General features: G+C 48.8%; 19 protein-coding genes and 1 pseudogene. 12 read left to right on the forward strand and 8 right to left on the reverse strand.

Annotated features, from left to right (window positions below; all coding sequences use genetic code 11):
- Positions 1-100 precede the first annotated feature (100 nt).
- The gene (locus OIN60_RS18265; protein ID WP_305756305.1) at positions 101-1,339 is read right to left on the reverse strand and encodes an MDR family MFS transporter; all 1,239 of its coding nucleotides are present in this window, start codon (positions 1,337-1,339) and stop codon (positions 101-103) included.
- A gap of 117 nt (positions 1,340-1,456) precedes the next feature.
- Positions 1,457-1,744: pseudogene (locus OIN60_RS18270) on the reverse strand (cyclic nucleotide-binding domain-containing protein); the annotation flags it as partial.
- Positions 1,745-2,264: 520 nt separating this feature from the next.
- Between OIN60_RS18270 and OIN60_RS18275 the strand changes: the two are divergent.
- From OIN60_RS18275 to OIN60_RS18285, 3 genes are all read left to right on the forward strand, one after another.
- Positions 2,265-3,302, forward strand: coding sequence for an aldo/keto reductase (locus tag OIN60_RS18275; protein WP_305756306.1), 1,038 nt, complete (start codon positions 2,265-2,267; stop codon positions 3,300-3,302).
- Positions 3,303-3,396: 94 nt separating this feature from the next.
- On the forward strand, positions 3,397-4,101 hold the full coding sequence (locus tag OIN60_RS18280; RefSeq protein ID WP_305756307.1) for an SDR family oxidoreductase: 705 nt from the start codon (positions 3,397-3,399) through the stop codon (positions 4,099-4,101).
- Positions 4,102-4,189: 88 nt separating this feature from the next.
- Entirely contained in the window at positions 4,190-4,453 is a 264-nt protein-coding gene (locus OIN60_RS18285) for an iron-sulfur cluster biosynthesis family protein (RefSeq protein WP_305756477.1), read from the forward strand.
- Positions 4,454-4,538: 85 nt separating this feature from the next.
- Here OIN60_RS18285 and OIN60_RS18290 read toward each other — a convergent pair whose 3' ends face one another.
- The 3 genes from OIN60_RS18290 to OIN60_RS18300 all read right to left on the reverse strand — a co-directional run bounded on the left by OIN60_RS18290 (position 4,539) and on the right by OIN60_RS18300 (position 9,048).
- Positions 4,539-6,371, reverse strand: coding sequence for an ABC transporter substrate-binding protein (locus OIN60_RS18290; protein WP_305756308.1), 1,833 nt, complete (start codon positions 6,369-6,371; stop codon positions 4,539-4,541).
- Positions 6,372-6,406: 35 nt separating this feature from the next.
- Entirely contained in the window at positions 6,407-7,531 is a 1,125-nt protein-coding gene (locus OIN60_RS18295; protein ID WP_305756478.1) for an ABC transporter permease, read from the reverse strand.
- A gap of 71 nt (positions 7,532-7,602) precedes the next feature.
- On the reverse strand, positions 7,603-9,048 hold the full coding sequence (locus OIN60_RS18300; protein ID WP_305756309.1) for an ABC transporter permease: 1,446 nt from the start codon (positions 9,046-9,048) through the stop codon (positions 7,603-7,605).
- Between the two features lie 128 nt (positions 9,049-9,176).
- Between OIN60_RS18300 and OIN60_RS18305 the strand changes: the two genes are divergently transcribed.
- A complete protein-coding gene (locus OIN60_RS18305) occupies positions 9,177-10,925 on the forward strand; it encodes an ABC transporter ATP-binding protein (RefSeq protein ID WP_305756310.1) in 1,749 nt (582 codons plus the stop codon).
- A 256-nt stretch (positions 10,926-11,181) separates the two neighbouring features.
- On the opposite strand, the gene paiA is transcribed toward OIN60_RS18305, so the two are convergent.
- Together paiA and OIN60_RS18320 are read right to left on the reverse strand one after the other, a co-directional pair.
- Positions 11,182-11,700: a spermidine/spermine N(1)-acetyltransferase gene (gene paiA / locus OIN60_RS18315; RefSeq protein WP_305756311.1), complete on the reverse strand. Its 519-nt coding sequence runs from the start codon at positions 11,698-11,700 to the stop codon at positions 11,182-11,184.
- A gap of 24 nt (positions 11,701-11,724) precedes the next feature.
- The gene (locus tag OIN60_RS18320) at positions 11,725-12,177 is read right to left on the reverse strand and encodes a MarR family winged helix-turn-helix transcriptional regulator (RefSeq protein WP_305756312.1); all 453 of its coding nucleotides are present in this window, start codon (positions 12,175-12,177) and stop codon (positions 11,725-11,727) included.
- A gap of 110 nt (positions 12,178-12,287) precedes the next feature.
- On the opposite strand from OIN60_RS18320, the gene OIN60_RS18325 reads away from it, so the two are divergent.
- Positions 12,288-12,530, forward strand: a complete 243-nt coding sequence (locus tag OIN60_RS18325; protein WP_305756313.1) for an aldo/keto reductase — start codon at positions 12,288-12,290, stop codon at positions 12,528-12,530.
- A 285-nt stretch (positions 12,531-12,815) separates the two neighbouring features.
- Positions 12,816-13,688, forward strand: coding sequence for a tyrosine-type recombinase/integrase (locus OIN60_RS18330; protein ID WP_305756479.1), 873 nt, complete (start codon positions 12,816-12,818; stop codon positions 13,686-13,688).
- Positions 13,689-14,450: 762 nt separating this feature from the next.
- On the opposite strand, the gene OIN60_RS18335 is transcribed toward OIN60_RS18330, so the two are convergent.
- A complete protein-coding gene (locus OIN60_RS18335) occupies positions 14,451-15,353 on the reverse strand; it encodes a transposase (protein WP_305756314.1) in 903 nt (300 codons plus the stop codon).
- 613 nt (positions 15,354-15,966) lie between these two features.
- On the opposite strand from OIN60_RS18335, the gene OIN60_RS18340 reads away from it, so the two are divergent.
- From OIN60_RS18340 to OIN60_RS18365, 6 genes are all read left to right on the forward strand, one after another.
- Positions 15,967-16,602 (forward strand): GntR family transcriptional regulator, encoded by a 636-nt coding sequence (locus OIN60_RS18340; protein WP_370872539.1) that lies wholly within the window; start codon positions 15,967-15,969, stop codon positions 16,600-16,602.
- Complete coding sequence (locus tag OIN60_RS18345) at positions 16,599-17,582, forward strand: DMT family transporter (RefSeq protein WP_305756316.1); 984 nt, start codon at positions 16,599-16,601, stop codon at positions 17,580-17,582. Before OIN60_RS18340 ends, OIN60_RS18345 begins: the two co-directional genes overlap by 4 nt.
- Positions 17,583-17,689: 107 nt before the next feature.
- Positions 17,690-18,781 carry a DUF3900 domain-containing protein gene (locus tag OIN60_RS18350; protein WP_305756317.1) on the forward strand — a complete coding sequence of 364 codons (1,092 nt, stop codon included), beginning with the start codon at positions 17,690-17,692 and terminating at the stop codon, positions 18,779-18,781.
- Between the two features lie 95 nt (positions 18,782-18,876).
- On the forward strand, positions 18,877-19,503 hold the full coding sequence (locus tag OIN60_RS18355) for a LysE family translocator (protein WP_305756318.1): 627 nt from the start codon (positions 18,877-18,879) through the stop codon (positions 19,501-19,503).
- 139 nt (positions 19,504-19,642) lie between these two features.
- Positions 19,643-20,908 carry a YCF48-related protein gene (locus tag OIN60_RS18360; RefSeq protein ID WP_305756319.1) on the forward strand — a complete coding sequence of 422 codons (1,266 nt, stop codon included), beginning with the start codon at positions 19,643-19,645 and terminating at the stop codon, positions 20,906-20,908.
- Between the two features lie 142 nt (positions 20,909-21,050).
- Positions 21,051-21,242, forward strand: coding sequence for a hypothetical protein (locus OIN60_RS18365; RefSeq protein ID WP_305756320.1), 192 nt, complete (start codon positions 21,051-21,053; stop codon positions 21,240-21,242).
- Positions 21,243-21,361: the final 119 nt, after the last annotated feature.

The following is a 21,361-nucleotide window of genomic DNA, read 5'->3' on the forward strand; positions in this document are numbered from 1 at the left end:
AGCCAGCAGGCTGGGAACACCCTATTTTCCAAGATCCCGGAAAGTATAAACTTCTCACCACATGAGGTCTGGCTCCTTGGAAATTACGTCGGTAGACGGTTTAAAGAATTGGCGCTTGTTCCGCAGCGGCAGTCTGTTCACGGCTGACAAGACGCCGGTGCGCCGTATACAGGAAGGGCAGCCCGGCGGCGGTCATGATCGTCAATGGAATAAACACGACCAGGCCGCTCTCGGTGCCAAATTGGTCAAGCAGCAATCCGCCTAGCACGGGAGCCAGTACGTTGCCAAGTTGGTTGAAGCCGATGGCGCCGAAATACGTTCCTTTCAGCTCCGGCTTGGCAATACGGTCCACGAGCATATCCATCATCGTAAACAGCATCACTTCTCCGACCGTAAACACCACAACACCAATCATCATCAATGCGACGCCTTCCGCGATGCCAAAAAGCAAGAAGCTCGCAGCGACACATACATTGCCGAACATCAGCGGAATAAGCGGAGGTAGATTGCGCATCAGCCGCACGATCGGAAATTGCACAACCAGCACGGTCAAGGCATTCAAAGACAACATATAAGAGAATACTTTTGCACCATCAGCAAAATGGGTGTTCAGGGCCAAATACTGCGCCAGTGTAGATTCGAAATGTCCGTAACCCAGTACGCAAAACACGGTCCCGATCAGCACGGGTAAAAAAACGCGGTCACGGCCGGTAACCCGCAACGCATCGATCAGCTTTGGAGGAGCTTCATCCGTGGGCTGCGGCAGGGTGGAACGGTTAAGAGAAAACTGGAAAAACAGGACAACTCCATAAACGATATATACGAAAGCCGCAATCAGAAACGGGAAGGTCGATTGTGCCGTACCAAGCTGCAATCCGATCAGCGGTCCAAACACGACACCCGCGTTGATTGCTGCATACCGCAGGTTAAACACAAGCAGTTTATGCTCCGGCGGCGTAATATCCGACAGCATAGCCCGTGAGGCCGGCTCAAAGAAAGCGCGGGCTAGTCCATTCAACGTATTGAAAATAAAAAACATCAGCAGATGCTCGGCGGTGGAAAAGCCGACAAATACGGCCGCCCAGCCGAATATGGAGACCAGCATCACAATCCGGCGGCCAAGACGATCGGATATGTAGCCGCCGTAAAAGCTGACGAGCACGCCGGCCAGCGAACTGACGGCGACCGTGATGCCGGTTTGCGTGGGAGTGGCCCCCAGCACCTGTGTCAAATAAATGGAGAGAAAGGGAATGCTCATGGACGTCACAAGTCTGCCGAACATGGTGCCGATAATGATCGTCCACGCGAGAGGGTGAATTTGCCGGATCGTGTGTGTCATTGTATTCGTTCTCCTTTAGCGTTGTACTTGCCACGGTGCTTCCCGGTCAGGAAACGATGATCTCAATTCTAGGGCAAGAAAAGGAGAAGAAAAAGTGTAAGCTTTAATTGCTATATTTCATCTTTTATGGTGGAGCAGCCGGTTAATCGTCTCCCTGCGCAGGCCGATAAACTGGCCGATTTCATCTTGTGTCAAAACATCCGTTAACGCAGCAGGAGCGATAAAAGGCTGAATCCAAGCTTGGAGCTTCCGCAGTTTTTCAGCAGGGGTAATTTCCGTTAATTGATCGATGCGCTGCTGCATCATGCGCAGCTTGTCCTGTAATTGCATGGCAATGGCGCGGCAGTGCTCCGGGTTCTCTTCAAGATTACGGTACCAATCCGCCTGCGGGAGAACGTGCAGCTCACCCGGGCAAGCTGAGTTTCAAACTCCAAACAGTGACGAACTAGGAAACTGCAAGGGTTGAGAAAATGACAGTCGATTATAAACTTGGTGTGGCCCCTCAAGCGAGACGCAGACTTTCACTAAAGCGGATACTATCGTGCTCAAGGAGAGGGTAATCAATTCTTTACTGATCGTTCCCGATATGTTATATTGATGACGGGAGGGAGATGGAATGGCGAAAAGCAAGGAATTTGAAGAGAATGCGGTATTAGATAAAGCGATGAAGCTCTTTTGGGAACAATGATGAATTTATTTTTTTTTACTATATTAGAACAATTGTTCCCGTATGAATGAGTCTCCCTTTTGCCTAAAACTATTCTTACTACGGGAGTAATAACTTGTGCGTATTTCAGAATGATCGTTCCCTATGGTCGTCGCTTAACCCTTGGCATCCGGCATCCGGCTTCATCAATTCTTCGAGGGAAGTTTGTAACTAATTTAGAATTCTAATTACTTAAAACAAAGAAGGGATTGAGTGAACATGGAATATCGTGTATTAGGTCGTACAGGTCTTAAAGTAAGCAGTTTTGTATTAGGTACTGGTACATTTGGTTTTTGGGGGAACAATACGGTGAAAGAGGCTGCACCCATTCTGGAGGAAGCTCTTGCTGGAGGAATTAACCTAATCGATACCGCAGATATTTATTCAAGTGGTGAATCAGAAGCAATTTTAGGTGAAATTCTAAAAGGTCGCAGGCAGGATGTCATTCTGGCCACTAAGGGTGGAAATCCCATGGGCAGTGGACAAAATCAATCTGGAAATTCAAGATATTGGATAAAACGAGCAGTAGAAGATAGTTTGAGAAGGCTGCAAACCGATTATATCGATCTGTATCAACTACACCTGCCTGACCTGAATACCGATATTGAAGAAACACTTGGTGTACTTACGGATCTGGTAAGTGAAGGGAAGATTCGCTACATTGGCACATCCAATTTTCAGGCCTGGCAAGTTACAGAGGCTCAATGGACCAGCGAACGCAAAAATGTAGCACGTTTTGTCTCTGAACAATCCCCGTACTCCATTTTAAACCGCAGTATCGAATTCGATTTGCTTGCTGCCACAGCGAAATACGGAATGGGTGTTTTGGTTTGGAGCCCACTTTCGGGTGGTCTATTAACTGGTAAATACCGTTTTGGGGAAGCAGCCTCCTCCAATTCAAGAGCAGCCACCTTTGCAGGAAGCTTGCAATCCATTGTTGACCCTAATCGGGAAGAAAATCGGTCCAAGTTTGAAGCCATAGCCAAACTTCAAACACTTGCAGATGAAGCGGGATTGACTTTACCGCATCTGGCCATGGCATTCACGCAAGCTCATCCTTCCATTACTTCAGCAATTGTTGGGGCTAGGACGATCGAGCAGTTCCGGGAAACATTAAAGGGTAGTGACATCCGATTAAGCACGGATATACTGGATGCGATCGATACGATTGTTCCACCAGGAGTAACCCTGGATGCGATGGAAAAAGGATGGACTCCCGGTTGGTTACAAGCAGAGAAGCGAAGAATCCTTCGTTAAACCTTTAAGCAGAGCAAAAGGGAAGATAATATTGAAAATAAAGTAATCGCATTCTGTTATAACCAAAAACAAACAATAAAAGGAGCACATAAAAATGAAAATTTCTGAACAAGTCGCATTTGTCACCGGAGCAAACCGAGGTTTTGGCCGCCATCTTACCCTTGAACTTCTATCCAGAGGGGCCAAGGTGTATGCTGGTGCAAGAAATCCGGAGTCCATTGACATTCCCGGTGCAATTCCTGTAAAGCTTGATATTACTAACCCTCAAGAGGTAGCTGCAGCTGCTACAGCCGCTAAAGATGTTACGCTTCTGATCAACAATGCAGGATTGACTACAGGCGTTTCTTTGCTTGACGGTGATCTCGATAAAATACATTTGGAGTTTAATACGCACTTTTTTGGCACACTTTCCATGGTTCGTACTTTCGCACCTATTCTTATAAATAATGGGGGAGGATCAATACTGAATATTCTTTCCGCATTATCATGGTTCAGTATAGGGGGGAGTGAAGGCGCTTATTCGGCTGCAAAGGCGGCAGAGTGGGCAATGACGAACGAGTTGCGCTTAAATCTGTATCCTCAAAATGTAAGAGTAGCTGGCTTACATGTGGGCTATATGGAGACAGACATGACGTCAAGCGTTGAAGCTCCCAAGTCCAACCCTGCGGAAATCGCAAAAATTGCTATTGATGGAATAGAGTCTGACAGCTTTGAAATTCTTGCTGATGAAGTGAGCCGCAAGCTCCAAAGTGCTCTCGCCGGTGGTGTAGCTGCGATATACCCACAGCTTACAAGATGAGCAAAACTGTACTTATCACCGAAGCATCGGGCGGGATTGGTAAAACGCTAAGCCGGTCACATCTGAAGGCTTAGCGTATGTTTTCGCTATCAAGCTCTTTTATGATACCGAGGATTGCGGCTGCAACGGCGTTGTTGTCATACTCATCGTAGACGGACCGAATGCCACGGATATCACGTTTCAGACCGATCCTTTTGAGTTTCTCGTCGATCCTCAGCAAAAGCCGCTGTTTGACGAAACTTTGCGTTTGCAGGCAGACGAGAACTATCCGTCATTCAAATTGTCCAGCGATTCAAATATATACAGCAGCAACATACGGATAAGGGATGTGCGTTCAAGAATGGCCGTGTAGAGATAATTAAAAAAACCTCCCGGTCAGCAATACAACAACGCATACTCTGTTGTATTGCTGACCGGGAGGGAAGCGACATTACAAGTTACGGATTCTGGTTTTTGAAGCGATGCAAAGCTTCTGTTACCTTTGCCGGATCAGCAGATAGCACGTTCCCTGTATCCACTAGAGGGCTGACCGTCGATACGGCTTTGATTTTATTGCCTTTATAAAACTGCAGGATTTCATCCTGATTGATCGAATACAGGACCGCCTTCCGCAAATCCTCGCTTTTGCTTACCTCACGATTACCGGCAACATTGAAGAGCAGATAAGTGACGCCGTTGCTTTCCAGCGTTTGCAGCTTCAGCTTCGGATCACTTTCCACGATTTCAAATTTCGTTTCCGGGACACCGTAATAGGCGTAAATTTCACCGCTTCTGAGCGCCGACAGCGCGCTGTCTGCATCCGCGATAAAGCGGAGCGAGATATTTGCAATTTTTGGCTCATTTTCCGTGCCTGGCATATAAGCAGGGTTTTTCTCAAATACGGCCTCATAGTCATTTTTATAAATCAGGATATATGGACCGCTGGCATACAGCGTATTGTTGTATTTTCCGCCTTCGGTCACCGTGTTTTGATCCCCGTAAGGGATATCTTCGTTGACATCAAAGGTCGCAACATCGTAGGTATTGATGCTTTTGACCTGTTTTTCAGATACAATGCCGGCAGATTGATGGCCCAAATAGTTCAGCACCTGTGGAAAAGGTTCCGTGGTTGTCAGTTTAACCACCTGGTATTTGCCCTGAGCGTTGTTCGCTTGAGTTTTATCCGCAACCAGGGCGGAGATGGGGGCGCCAAGCCCTTTTTCCAGCGCTTCGCGGACAGTTCCGCCATCGGAAGAGCGGATAGAGTTCAAAGCTTTCAGATCCGTAACGGCTTCAACCGTCTTGATATGCTCATGGAGTGAATAGGTCCGGTGATCCGGTACCGAATTCTGGTCCTTGGCACGGTTCAGCGAGAAAATCACATCTTCCGCACCGACCCGTTCACCGGAGCCGACCGCTTTTTTATTTTCCACTTTCGCGAAGTGAATATCATCCCGCAGAATAAAGTAGTACTCCGAGTTGCCGTCCGCAATGGTGAAGTTGCGGGAAAGGGAGCCGTCAGCCGTAATTTGGTCGTCATCCGTCAAATTGATCAGGCGCACGTACATATTCGTATTGATCGTATTGATGGACCCGTCATTTCCTTTAATCGGATCCAGCGATGTCAGGGTTGAAATCGATTGGGTCAGAACCAATGGGTCTGACGCATTGCGGGAAGAATCGTTAAATTCGATATCTTCCCAGGCCAGCGCGCGAGATTTGGACAATCGCACGGAATCCGGCTTCAGGATGTCCTTGTTGATCGCCTGGCTTTTCAGCGAGATGTACAGGGGAGCGATATAAGCTTTGTCAAAAACGAGACGCTGCTCCAGCTGCTTGTAGGTTTCCGTATACTTCTCCGGAGATTCGGAGGCTGCCTGATCAATGAGCTTGTCGATCTCAGGATCGGACAAGATGCTGTAGTCACCCCCTGTTTTGAACAGAGAACGGACGGCATAATCCGGGTTGCCTGTCACCGTCGTCCAGCTGGACAGGGCAATGTCATAATTGCCGGCGTCCTTTTGTGCGCTGAAGCTGCCGTAGTCAGGCTGCAGGTTCAGCTTTACATTAAAGCCGTTTTTGGTCAGCTGATCACGGATAATGTTCACGTCCGATTCCTGCGAGGTTTGCGCGAGCAGTTCAATGTCGGCTCCATTGGCGGTAGCTTCAGGTGTCTTCTCGGTGCCGGATTCTGCCGTCGGATTGGCAGTGTCAGATTTGGTGGTGATGGAGCAGCCTGTAAATAAAAGTAAGATAGCCAGTGTAAGGATGGCCGCCGATTTTTTGTACATGCTTGTTTCCTCCCCATATGTGTTGTTGCTCAAGGCTAAGCCATTTTCGGATCCAGGGCATCCCGCAAACCGTCCCCCAGAAAATTAAAGGAAAGCACCAGCGCGATGATCGCCCAACCCGGATAAACGGCCAGATAGGAATTGGTTTCCAGATAGGTGCTGCCCAGCTTTAAAATATTTCCCCATTCCGGAATATGAGGCTCTACACCAAGTCCCAGGTAGCTTAAGCTGCTGGTGGCGATGATAGCTGAACCGATGGTCAAGGTCGCTTTCACAATCATGGGCGCCATAGAATTCGGCACGATGTGTTTGAACAGAACTGACAGATGTCCCGAGCCCAATGCTCTGGCGGCATCGACAAATTCATACGTGGACACCAGCATGACACTGGCCCGCATGGTGCGGGCGTAAGTCGGGATGGCGCCGACACTCAGAGCCAGAATCAGGTTGACCGTGCTGGCGCCAAAAGCGGCGATTATGGCAATGGCCAGCAGAATACCCGGTATGGAATACAGGATATCGAGTGTTCTCATGATGATGTTATCAGAATGGCGGCCATAGTAACCGGAGATTGCGCCAAGTATACCGCCAGCGAGGAACGGAATCAGGGTGGAAATCGTTCCGACGATAAGCGAAATTCTGGCTCCGTAGATAATTCTGGAAAACAGGTCTCTGCCAAAGTTGTCGGTTCCCAGCGGATATATCAGGCTTGGTGGCTGCAATATAGCGCTGTAATTGTTTTCCACCGCCATGCCATAGTCAAAGGTGAACGCACTGCAGATGGAAATGGAGAACAGAAAAACGATAAAAAACATCCCCAGCATGGGGGCGGTGTTCTGCGTGATCCGTTCTGCGATATCCTCCCACTTGGGTGCGGCCGCCTCATGTCTGCCCCGTGTTTTCGCCAGTAAAATGATGCCGAGCAGCAGGGAGAACAGATTGCCTGTAATAGCTGTCAGGATTAGCGGAACCGCAAGCCATGCCAGTCCTGAGGCAATATCATTTTTTCGTACAGCCTTCGCAATGATGAGAACTGCCGCGAGATCAAACAGGGCAACGACACACAGGAAAAGCATGGCGGCGGGAAAGGTATCCGTCACATATGGCTTGAACAGATTCAGGGACGATACGGCAATCACGAAAAGCTGTATGAGCAGCATATAGACGGCGAGAGTATACTCGGCGGTATGGTAACGTGCAATATGCTTATCTGACAATGACTTCACCTGCCTTAATAATGTTTCATTCTCGTGCGGATTCTCGGATCAATAAAGGCATACATCACATCCACAATGACATTGACCAGTGATATGGTAATTGCAGTGTACACTACTCCGCCCATAATCGCCGGAATATCGGGGATAAATTGCCTATCCACGATATAACTGCCGAGCCCGCTAATATTAAATACCTTCTCCGTTACGGCCGCTCCGCCAAGCATGGCACCGAACTGCAGGCCCACCACGGTAATAATCGGAATGAGGGCGTTGCGGACGGCGTGTTTCATCAGCACTTGTCTTCGGTTAAGCCCTTTAGCCCTGGCTGTCATAATATAATCCTCATGGATCACCTCCAGCGTGGAAGATCTGGTCATTCTGGCGACCGCCGCCGTCAAGCCGGTTCCCAGTACAAAGACAGGCATGACAAAGGACAGCGCATTGTTCGGGCTATAGGTCGCGGGCAGCCATCCCAGATGAATCGAAAAATTCAGGATGAGCACCAGACCTTGCCAAAAGTTGGGGATGGACAAGCCCAGCAGTGCGACGAACATAAAGCTGTGATCGAATAAGGAATTCGGTCTTACCGCCGAAAAAATGCCGATGGGCAAGGCGATCAACAGTGCCAGCACAAGCGAGATGGCCGCCAGCATGAAAGTAACCGGAAATTTTCTGGAAATCGTGGGAACCACCTCCTCATTCCCGGTGAACGAACTGCCGAGATTAAAGGTCAGTATGCCTTTTATGCTGTTCCATAGCTGTGTAAGATAAGGCTGATCCAGTCCATACAGTGAATTGAATGACTGAATTTGTGCCGGAGTTGCCGTTTCGCCAAGAATGTTGGCAGCCGGATCGAACGGCGACAGATACAGGATGGTGAATACAACGAGCGCCACGCCAAGGATGACGAAGATGGCCATAACCAGCCGTTCGAATACGAACTTTGCAAAAGGACTGCTGTAAATCAGCATCAATCCATACATCAGCAGGCCGGGAATGAAGGATAGCAGAAGAAACAACGGAAATTTCGCAAGCGAGCGGAACGTATCCGTAAAACGATACTCTCCTGTTTGGTTTTCCAGTGCCCGATAGGCGATCTCTTCGTTAACGATTTCCCGAAATCGTGATTCCGCCCTCTGAACCACTTCCCGATCTGTTTCACGCTTGCTTGGCTGCTGCCCGAAAAAACGCTGTTTTTGTATAAGCTGCTGTTCAAACTCAGCCACGAGTCTGTCATAATGCCCTGCAGCCCGCAGCTCTGTTTCCACCTGTGCCCGCAGGGTGAGTACGGGAGAGGTTTTTCTACGATACAGATGCACCAGCAGGACAACGAGATTCACCGGGGCGCCGGTCAATAACAGCCAGAAGCGGTATGTAGGATGCAGCATCATCTGCCCGTAAGCTTCGGCAATCGTTTGTAAATAGGGTGAAGAGGCTTTGGTGGCTGCGGATAATTCCAACGGATTTCACCTCCTTACGAAATTAAATTGTACTAATCCGATGAATATAGTACATTTTATTTGGGCATTTATGGATAGTCAAGACAATTTAGAAACGGATGAAACTTTCAACTTGGCAGGTGAAACGTTTGGAACCTATTTTAAAAATCAGAGATTTACGTGTGGCCTTTGCATCCCGCAGCCTGGAGGTTGAAGCTGTGCGTGGAGTAAGCCTTGAGCTTTATCCGGGCGAAACGCTTGGCATTGTTGGAGAATCGGGCAGTGGTAAAAGTGTTACTGCACGGTCGATCATGCGGCTGTTGCCGTCGCCGCCAGCAGCGATCAGGGGAGGAGAGATCGTTTTTCTGGGTGACGATTTGCTGCAAAAAACGCAGTCAGAAATGGAGAACATCCGCGGCAGGGATATCGGCATGATCTTTCAGGACCCGATGACCTCACTCAACCCGACGATCCGGATTGGCGAGCAGATTGCGGAAACTTTAATCAAACATCAAAAGCTGTCTCACAGGGAGGCGAAGGACCAGGCCATTGAAATGCTGAAGCTTGTTGGCATCCGTGAGCCAGAGAGCAGATATGATCAGTATCCGCATGAGTTTTCGGGAGGCATGCGCCAGCGGGCAATGATCGCCATTGCGCTCGCCTGCCGCCCGGCTTTGCTGATCGCGGATGAGCCGACGACTGCGCTTGATGTGACGATCCAGGCGCAAATTTTACAGGTAATGAAGCACATGCAGCAGCAGTTTGGCACGTCCATCATCCTGATTACACATGATCTGAGCATCGTAGCGGGCATGTGCGACAGGGTAGCGGTCATGAAGGAGGGCGAGATTGTAGAGTCGGGAACGGTTGCGGACATATTTGAAAAAGCGAAGCATCCTTACACACGTAAGCTGCTTGATGCGCTGCCGCGATTACACGAAAGCAAAAAAACTAGGGGGCAGACCAGTCTCGGTTTAAGCGGCAAGACTGAACGTCCACTAATCGAGGTGCGTGCGCTCAAGCAATTTTTCGATATCGGGAAAGGTCAGGTGGTGCGGGCGGTCAACGATATCAGCTTTTACATCAACGAAGGGGAAACGCTCGGACTGGTAGGGGAGTCGGGCAGCGGCAAGTCCACAACGGGACGTTCCATTCTGCGCCTTCATGAGCCCACTGGCGGAGATGTACTCTATCAGGGCATGGCGCTTGGACGGCTGTCTGCCAGGGAAATGAAGCAGATGAGGAGGCATATGCAAATCATTTTTCAGGACCCGTATGCCTCTTTGAATCCCCGCAAAAAAGTGCTGGATATTATTGGAGAGGCGCTGGATATACACAAGCTTTACGGAAATAAACTTCAGCGCAGAAAAAGAGTGGAAGAGCTGCTGGACATGGTCGGGCTGGACACCTCATTTGCCCACCGCTACCCGCATGAATTCTCCGGCGGACAGCGGCAGCGGATCGGGATTGCCCGTACGCTGGCGGTTGAACCGCGATTTATCGTTTGCGACGAACCGCTTTCGGCGCTTGACGTATCCATCCAATCGCAAATCGTCAAGCTGTTTGAAGAACTTCAGCAACGATTGGGGCTCACTTATCTTTTTATTGCCCACGACCTTGCCATGGTCAAGCATATCAGCGACAGGGTGGCTGTAATGTATGCAGGCAAAATTGTGGAGCTCGCGGAAAGTGAAGAGCTTTATGCCAATCCGCAGCATGAGTATACCAAGACGCTGCTTTCGGCGATCCCGGTGCCTGACCCGAAAGCCGAGGCATTCAAAAGCAGACAGTTGCTTGAAGAGGACAGCAGGGAGGAAAGGGAGACGGATAAATACCGGTTGGAGAACTCTAGCATGATCGAAATTACAAAAGGCCATTGGGTGGCGGTTCCCTCTTAGGAGTCAATAGAGCACATCAACGTTGTATTTTCGAAGTATGGCGTTATGAAGGCTCGGTCGAATCACAGCATATTGCGCTGGGGCGTTTTCGGGAGGAGCAGAAGGGTCTGCAAGTTGCCGGGCTTGATCGCATTGTGCGTGGTGACCAAAACGGTTCCTTCAGCCGCCAAGGGAAGGACGCCTTGTTCCTCCTTGATTCCTCCGGCCATGAGCTGTGGAAAGAGGAGCTGCAGACGGACGGCTGGTTGACGAGCTCTCAGGGGAGTGTTTTGGTCATTATAAAATCTATCTGTTCTTCATCACCCATATAGAAAGAGTGTGCTCCTGTTTGCACAAACCCCATCTTCTTATAAAAAGCAAGGGCATTTTCGTTTTTTTCCCATACACCCAGCCAAATTTTCTTTTTATTACGTTCCAGCGCAATTTCCGTAGCTTTATTTAGCAGATATTTTCCAAGCCCGTGTTTTTGAAATTTGTTCCTTATATAAACTCTCTCGACTTCAAGTGATTCGTCACCCATGTTTTCGGATTGGGCATCATTCATATTTACCTTTAAATATCCTGCGAGTTCTTCATTGTAATAGATAAAAAAGAATTCCGAAGCTCGATGGGTCAGATCCGCCTCCAACTGCTTCGAGCTAAATGCTCTTTCCAAATAGGCCTTCATATTTTCAGGTGAATTCTGATCTTGAAATGTATCGTTAAATGTTTCAATGCTTATTTCCTGGAGTGTTTGTAAATCTTCATGGCCGCACTTTTTTATTGTTATGATCATTTGAATATGCCTCTCCTTTAATAATCAATAAGTTCTCTTGTTCCCTTTTTTTACAGATTCCCAGTCGATTTCTATATTTTTTCTAACTCTTTGAAGAAGCTGAAACATAGTTTCCGCTTCTTCTTCAGAAAATCCTTCTAATGCGACACGATTTGAATGATCATTTTCTCTTTTTATACAAGGAAATACATGCTTCCCTTTTTCCGTTGGAAAGAGCCTGTTTATTTTTTTGTTATGTTCATCATCTTTCTTTTCGATAAAACCATTCATTTCAAGTTTTTTTATGGCACGAGCCGCAGTTGTTCGGTCTACTTTAATCATTTCGGCTAACTTTTCCTGAATGATTCCCGGGTTTTCACATATTCGCACAAGGTACAAATACTGCCCTTTGGTAAGGTCGTATTCTTTAAATTCTATATTGCTTATAGAATCCAATGCCCTTGCAATCATTCCAATTTCACGCAGAATTTCCCTCATAGTTAACCTCATTTACACGTGTTTTGTTACAAATGCAATAAAAATCCTATGCATTAACTTTAACCTAACTTTGTTGCATTTGCAATAAAAAACAATGATAAAGAGGTCGCATGAACAATCCTATGTTTCAGAATGAAAATTATTTAGCCAAGCTGGAGCGGGTGGAGCGATTGAAGGCTGTTGCTGCCAAGAAAGATGTACCATTGCCTCAGTTGGCGCTGGCATGGTTATTGACCCGTCCAGCAGTGGATTTAGTAATCCCCGGAGCTACACGTCCGGAACGCACATATCATCGTTCCGGCCATTGTTATTACGGCAATACAGCGCCGATTTTAAGGGAAAAACAGCAATAAATAATTGCGTATAACATAAATTATACGCTGTTTTGTTTTATTTCGATTTAGTTTCATAAGCAAGCCAAGTACCCGCTAAATTAAAGGGAAAGAATTCACTATCAATAGAAAGCAATTGTTCATAATTATAATTATGTAAATTAAACTTGCATAAATATTTTTGCTTCTATACACTGTTTGGATAGAAACAGTTTCCAATGGGTGAAAGGGAGAAGAGCGTTGTCCAAGACTAAAACAGATCATTCCATCGTCGAAGAAGTCTACGAAGAAGAACTGCAGGCCTTTATGATCTGGATGAAGGACAGTGGTTTTACGGCCCATACGCAGAAAAATTATGTAAGCGATGTGCGTCAATTTCTACATTCGCTGGATGAAAAGCCTTTACAACAGGTGAAAAAGATTCACGTGATGGCTTATCTGTCAAAAGCCAGAGAAAAGGGAGTAGGGGACAGCACACGTAACAGGAAGCATGCAGCGGTCAACAGCTTTTTCAAGGCTTTGCAGGAATTTGAACTGAGCGCTGGTAATCCTGCGTCAGGCATCAAGAAGGCTAAGACTGAAAAGAACAAGTCACCCGTATATTTGGATGAAAGCGACATTCAGCCGTTTCTCTTATCCATAACAGGGAAATATGAAGGCCGTAATCTGGCTATATTCTTGCTGATGATCTACATGGGGCTGCGTGTTGGCGAGGTTCATGCGCTCAATGTGGGGGATTTCAATCCACAGCGCAGGGAGTTGAGCGTATTTGGCAAAGGGCGTAAGTGGCGGACTCTGCCCGTTCCGGCTGAGGTGGCACATGTTCTGCAAGAGGCGGTGGACACTCGTCTCCAGCCTTGGCGCAGCAAGGAAGAAGCGTTGTTCATATCGCAAAAAGGGCGGCGGCTGGCGATCCGAACCATTCAGCAAATTGCTTATGATACCTTTGAACAGTACCGCATGGAAAAAGGCGCTGTTCAACGTATCCCCTTTTCCAGTCATAAGCTGCGGCATACGTTTGCGACCATGCTGCTGCGGAAAGGGGCCGATCTGAGAACGGTTCAAGAGCTGCTCGGCCACTCGTCTATACAGACAACGACCATTTACACACACGTGACTAATCGGGAAAAAGAAACGGCCATGAATTTATTGGATGTGCAGCTTCCTTCATCTTCATAATTATAATTATGTAAACTAAAAACCTTATAATGGAAGCAGCACGACAGTAGAGTTGTACATTAAAGATAGAGGATGTATCCAAAAACCAGGGGTAGTCTGGGACTTGTTTTTCGGTCCAAGTTTGTCGCTGGTTTTTTAAATAACTCAACTTTCGCAGAGCTCAAATCCAATTAAACCCTTTGTAGCTACTCGGTTCGGAGGAATTCGAATCCCCTTCTTGCAAGTTTGCCGATTTCATGCTGCAAAAGTTAAGTTAACTCATTTTATGGACTCCAACTCCACCTAATCATCCGTGCTTGACAGTCAAACCGCCCGTCGATCGTGGCAAGGCATGTGAACTCGCTGTCCGGGGGCTTTGCACAATGATCCCGTTTGATCAGGTACAGAAAAACAGAAACCCGGGAACCGAACATATACTTTAGGCACGTTAAAGAAAATAACGGATCCAATGAGGCACGAAAATGTCTGTGGTTACGCGATTCAGGGCCATTGAATGGGTCTATTATTTTTTTGATCGTGCCTTATGGAGAAGCAGATCGGTTCGAGATCATGAGGCGATCTTAGGAGAAAGCAGAGCGTTTAGGTGATGTGAAACTAACCGAGAGAGGAGGAGGAGGAGAAAAGCAAGGCACCGAAAAAATAAAAAGACCCTGGTCCTCGTTGCCGCTTGAACCTGAATTTTTCCGATGTCCTCGTTCATGCTAACCCACACCGTTCAAGCACCGCACATCATGCTAACCTTTCCTCGTTCAAGCACTGCGATCAGGCAGCAGCCGCAAGAGGCTGATCCGTTTGGCGCGCGATCAGTCGGCGGTAAGGAATCGCCGGAATCGCCACACCGATGTACAGTAACTTCTGCTGCATCGTTCCTTCCGCTCCGGACAGGTGCAGGCGGCGGCGTCCAGTATACTCGTTGAGGTACGCCTGCAGATGCTTGCTTCCCAAGGCTACATACGTACTCTTCAGCGATTTCCACGCCTCTCTCACCACTTTCCGCAAGGGCGTATACAGCCGATAGGCTTGAGGGAACGATTGTACCGCCGATGTACGAACATCTACCTGTTCGTGGATGAACGCAGCGAGTTCGTGACGATTTGCTCTTTGCCCATCTCCCTTCTTCTGCGGGACCAGGCGGATTTTGACCTGCTCCAGCTCGCCCGACTCCGTGACCGTGCACCCGGCTACGACCGCCGAAGCATATGGATGAGGAAACTGTGGCCGGGACGGATTACGCCCATACAGGTCGCTGTTCACCTTCACGTCTCCGCAGAGCAGCTCCCGGGCATCGAACTCCCCGATGGCATGGCGGATTTTGTGCAGCATCAACCAGGCGGTCTTGTAGGTGACCTGGATCACCTGGCTCAGCCGCATCGCCGAGATGCCATCGGGGAGCAGGAACAATTCCAACGCCTGGAACCACTTGGTCAGGGGGAGATGGGTTCGTTCAAACATCGTACCGACCAAAGCCGACGTTTGATGCGCACAGCTGGCGCATTCGAACATGGGGATACGCCGGGAGGTCAGACGACTGCAGCGGGTGTGAGCGCAACGCGGGCAGACGAAGCCGTTCGGCCACTTCAGCACGATCAATGCCTCCATGCAGACCTGCTCGTTATGATAACGACTGCTAAAGGATTGAAGTTCTCTTTCCACTTGGACTTCCATGTCTGCTCGCCCCCGAATCAACAAAATAAGAACATAAGTTCTTTTCCTCATAATATCAAACATATGTTCCTATTTCAAGCCGAACTTCCCACTTGAGCCACCTTTTTTCGTATCACGTTTCTCTTTCCTCTTTCCTTCCCCCAGGCCCCCTCAAGCCCCAACCCTCGATCCCCGCATTCTGATCAAAAGGGATAATCATGCAAAGCTGTATGGGAAGGCAGCAAGCAGCAGGCAACAGGCATTAGGCATTAGGCAACGGACACCAGACACCAGACACCAGACACCAGACACCAGACACCAGACACCAGACACCACTCCCTATAGACACCTATCTCACTCTGGCTACTAGACTCTGAGGGGGGCGAATCCCCTTCTTGCAAGAAAGCTAGCAAAAAAGCTGTCTGCTTTGATTCAACGTCAACCCAGCAGTAGATCTCCGTTTTACACCGTTATATCAGGGCCTGTTTGCCGATTTCATGCTGCGAAAGTTGAGTTAAATATTCTAAAATATATGAGTTTTCAGTGAGGAGAACTCAGATGTCATCTTGTTAGTGAAATTAATATGCGATATATTGGTTTTATGAATAAACTTCCTTTTTCTAAAGTAAATCGTATGTCGCTAAGGGACCAGGTGTACATAGTTTTGAAAGAAGCCATTATTTCACTTGAGCTTGCCCCAGGCGAGCGGATTCATGACGCCAAGCTTGCCGATTCCTTCGGGGTCAGCCGGACGCCTGTACGTGAAGCGCTCAAGCGGCTGGAGGATGAGGGACTGATCCAGGCTTTTCCAGGCTCGGTAACTAAAGTAGCGCCGCTGCGTGAGGAGGATGCGGCCCATGCCTTCGTCGTTGTGGCTTCGCTGTTCGGTTTGGCTGCCCGCTTGGGCTGCAGCCGTTTACAGGCGGAGCATCTCGAACGCCTGGAGGCTACTAACGAAAGACTGCTTACGGCTTTACAGCAGCACAATGCCCCAGTGGCTTTGGAAGAAGATACGCTGTTTCATTTCATCTTTGTTGAAGCAGCAGCCAATCCGGAATTGAAGGAGGCGCTGGAGCGGATTCTTCCGAAAGTCCGGCGCATTTCGCTGGCGAAATTTTCATCCGTTGCCGGCTTCCATTCGGTCGAAGATCATAGGGACATTATTTCAGCGGCCAGAGAGGGCGATGAACAGAAGGCCGGGGAGCTTACTGAACGGAATTGGCTGACGCTCGGGGCACTGCTTGCCGGGATGAAGGGGGATTTTGAATGAAACCGCTGTGGATCGGGATTTTATCCGCCTTCTTCTTTGCTTTTACCTTTATTCTGAACCGGATTATGAATCTGGAGGGAGGCCACTGGGCCTGGAGCGCTTCTTTACGTTATGAGATGATGCTGCCATTACTGCTTCTGCTCGTTGCTCTGCGCGGTGGAGTAACGCCTGTATTTCGCGAAGTCCGCAGCAATCCGGGCCAGTGGATGTTGTGGAGCTTTATCGGTTTTGTGCTGTTCTATGCACCGATCTGCTTTGCGTCCGTATACGGCCCCGGCTGGCTTGTGGCAGCCACATGGCAGCTTACGATTGTCATCGGACTGTTGATTGCCCCTTTATTGGAGGAGAATTGGAAAACAAGAGGTCTTTCCGCTTCCTACAAATCCGCTATTCCCGCCGCAGCCTTATGTACTTCACTGCTCATTTTATTGGGAGTCGTACTTGTGCAGATGGGTCATGCGGCGAGTATCACAAGCCGTGAATTACTGCTGGGAGCGCTGCCGATCGTCGTGGCCTGTGCGGCTTACCCTGCGGGCAACAGGAAGCTGATGCAAATCAGCGGCGGGCGGCTTGATGCTCCCCAGCGTGTGCTAGCGATGACCTTGTGCAGTCTGCCGTTCTGGCTGCTGTTGTCCTTGTATGCGTTCGTTACCTCCGGCCCTCCGAGCGGGGGGCAACTGTATAATTCGCTGCTTGTTGCCGTTTTCTCCGGTGTGGCGGCGACGGTACTGTTCTTTCAGGCCACCCAAATGGTTCGCAGCAGCCCGCAGCGGCTGGCCGGAGTGGAAGCGACACAATCGCTGGAGGTGGTCTTTGCCTTGATCGCGGAAGTGATTGTGCTGTCCGCTCCTCTACCTGGAATGCTGGGATGGGCTGGTTTGATTTTAGTGGTTGGGGGCATGATCATCCATTCCTTTGCTCTACTTCCCAAAGAGGCCGAAAAGACACGAACTGCCCGGACAGAATCGGCAGGTTCATAATATTGACATCCAACCGAAGATCAAAGATGTCTCTATGTACGCTGTTCCTTTTTTCCGACGGGTGATATAATTACGCGGTACATGCCTAAAAGGAGCTTAGCGACAATATGAACTTTCAAGTGGAATTTTTATCTTTTTTTGTCATCCAGGTCGATGGTAAAGACGGACAGGGCGGCAAAACATACAAGCATTATGCAACGATGGATGATTATGATTACGAGGAAAGCGATGTCAAGAAGTTTCTCGACGGCGAATTCGCGCGGATCAGCAAGCGCAAGGTGGAGAAAAATCCGAGTACAGAGCAGGCGCCGACCAAAATCGGCCGCTTTATTGTGGAACCGGAGCATGATTTGAGCAGCAACCCTAACTTTAACATGTTTGCCCGTCTGCGCGCGGCAGGGGACAAGGAGGACTTTAAGAACGCCTGTGACGATCTGGTCCGTATGTATTTGGATACCAGTGCTGTGCGCGGCGGGGCGCTGATTGTCGTGCAGGCTGTCATGAATACACATTCGGATGACCCGTTTATCTTCGTGCTCAAATGTGATTTTGAGCCGAAGATCGCACGTATTTCCGAGAGCAGCCTGATCAGCGAGGTGGAAATGGCTATTTCCGCTCGTAATATGAAATCAATTATGTATCCTCATATGATCGAAGAAGGGATGCTGGATGAGTGGGAGCTCAAGATTCACCAGTCCTCCCATGCGCGTTACTTCGAGGACTTTCTGAAATTTGTGACCTATGAGCAGTCCATGCCGGAGATTGTTAATGAGCATGTGCTGAGCTTTGTGCAGGACTATGTTGAGACCAAGTGGCCGGATACGGAGAACGAAGAACGGCAGCGTGAGGAACGCGATCTGGAGCTGTGGGCCTCCAGTGAGAAACGTGATTTACAGGAAAAATGGGAGCCTGTCCAGGTTGTCGAAGCGGCGCAGCGTATCGTGGAGCTCAAGCCGGAGATCGAAATCCGTTTCAAGCTTGACGATACGACCGTACGCGGCTTGCTGTCTGACTTCGGCGGCAAGCTTCATATCGCGAAGCTGCATGACCGGTACGCGCTCATTATTGAGGGAGATTCTTTTACGTTTGACAAGGGCTTTTCTCCAATTGAGCTGCTGCAGCCGGAGGCGTTTGCAGATGTGGCTGAACGCCTGCTCCAGAAGAAGGAGGCAGAGTCAGAGGAAGCGCAATTTATATAAAAAGGCAAGATCATCAATGACTGGCCCGCAGAACGATGGCACCACGGGCCAGTCTTGATTCATTTATAGACCAAAATTTTAAGGAGGTAACCAACTTGTTCTCATTATCCGCCATGTTGCTTTTTATAGGCGCCTCGATATTATTGATTCTGGTTCCTGGCCCTGACCTGATTTTCACGGTGACACAGGGCATTGCGAACGGACGTAAGGCAGGCGTAATGACTGCTATTGGGCTCAGTCTCGGCAATACCGTACATACGCTGGCAGCCGCCTTGGGCCTGTCGATTATTGTGCAGACGTCGGCAACCGTGTTTACCCTGTTTAAAATAGCAGGAGCATGCTATCTCTTCTATTTGGCCTATCAGTCTTTTATTCACCGCAAGGACCAGAATGCTCTAGCCGGTGCTTCCAAACAGCAGGGGGTTAGGCTTCTTTTCAAAGGGATGACCATGAATGTGCTGAATCCGAAGGTGGCTATTTTCTTTCTTGCTTTTCTGCCTCAGTTTGTTAATTACAATGATGGATATGTACCCCTGCAAATGATTGTGCTTGGCGTGGTATTTATGGTGCTTACCGCCATCATCTTCGGGCTCTTCGGATATTTCGCCGGTGTATTTCACCGCAGGCTGCTGCGCAGCGAGCGTTTTAATGAATGGCTTGCATGCGGTGCTTCCGCCATTTTTGTGCTTCTCGGCATTAAATTAATGACTACGAAGGTATAGTCCAAATCGGGTCTACCATCACCCAGGCAGCGGTGATGAAGATGAGATTGCTAGAGTGGTATGATATAATAGTAGACTCAGGATGACCGAATTTTGTTTACCAGATTACAAACCGGCGGCAACTGGAGGGACTTATGAAATGAAAATGCGTTGGTGCAGACTGGTTGCCGGACTGCTTCTGACCAGCATAATGCTGATTTCTTGTACGTCGGAGCCGACGGACAAAGTGGACAAGCCAGTGATCAAGGAGATGCAGGACACCGAAGAGGGACAGACGATTACTGTCGTACCGACCGTGCAGGCCAAGACAGGAGAAGATACGACAAAATATCAGATCCAAACGAGATTAACCGATTTCCATCTGTTTGATAGCACTAGCGGGATTGCCTGGGGGGTGACCCGCAATGCCTTGCGTATCTATTATACGCATGACCAAGGGGAAACGTGGACGAATATCTCGCCATCCGAGAATATTCCTTTCACTGGGGAACTGGAATATGGTAAAGAAATATGGTTCACGGACGCCAACCACGGATGGATTGTACGTCAGACCTGGGACCGGACTTCAACCATTGTGCTGCGAACCAATGATGGAGGAGCGACTTGGAATCTCACTGCATTACCGAACGGAGGAGCCGTAACGGCAATTTACTTTACGAACCCGTCCAGCGGCTGGATCATGGCGGCTGGCACCGCTAATGAAACCAAAGAGCAGAAAATTTTGTATCATACAAAGGACAGCGGCGCAACCTGGGCTGTAGCGATGCAAAATTCAAGCAATTTGGCTGAGGTCAGTCATCTGCCTGAGCTGCCTTTGAACGGTAAGGTAACGGGAATGCGATTTAAGGTGAATGGTGAAGGCATGGTTACTTTAAATTTTGAAGGATCGCCTGCCTTGTATGTGACAAAGGATGAAGGAAAGACCTGGTCCTCTTCATCTAATCTGGATACACCTGCGGCGTGCAGTGCGGATGTGGGCAGCAAGCCGCAGTTTGCGGATGCGACCGACCCTTCCGGTTGGCTTCCGCTAAAATGCTCTACTGACGGAAAAACACGGTACAGCGGCTTTTTCACAGCGGATGACGGCTTGAATTGGGACTTCTCCTTCATGCCTCTAGCTGTGTCCGATCATCCGGAGAGCGCAACCGTACCTACCTTCCTGAACAGGAGAGAAGGCTGGATTTTACTGGATGGGGCGGTTCATCATACGGTGGATGGCGGACGTTCCTGGACAGGCTTTGTGCCTAATCGGATATTGTCAGAGATGCTGGCCAAATATCCTGAACCGGTAAAAATCAGATTTGCTTCTTCCAGAGTGGGCTGGCTTCTGATTGAAAAAGCGGAGGACCGTAAATCACTGCTGATGCGGACGACGGACGGCGGCCGCACCTGGAGAGTTTTATAAGCATATATGCGGGCTATGAAAGGTCAAGGACAAGGGGAATTTCCTCAACGTTCCTGACCTTTTTATAATGTGAAATAAATCACAAATTAATCTGCTTGTTGTTGTTATACTGGGTACATAAAGAACATGAGGAGTGATTCACATGAGAACAAATCCAGACATCCAGCCCAACATGACCGCATACCTTCTTCAATTTTGCTATACCTGCACGGATGCGGCTGAATGCACAACAGAAGAAGATTGCAGACGCTGTGCCGAATATTATACCGGTCAAAATCGGATGGATGAGGAAATCGATGAAACACAGTGGTACCTTCAGCAGGTCCATGCATAAGGTGCCGCTCTGATGATATCCCGTATGCTCCAACTTCAAAAAGCAGCCAGCTAAAGCCTCCCGGAACCCGTTTCGGAGAGGCTTTTGCGCTTGTCCTTAAAAGTCGACAGCCAAGCGTG

It is taken from the genome of Paenibacillus zeirhizosphaerae (assembly GCF_030705605.1).
In the GTDB taxonomy this organism is placed as follows: domain Bacteria; phylum Bacillota; class Bacilli; order Paenibacillales; family Paenibacillaceae; genus Paenibacillus; species Paenibacillus zeirhizosphaerae.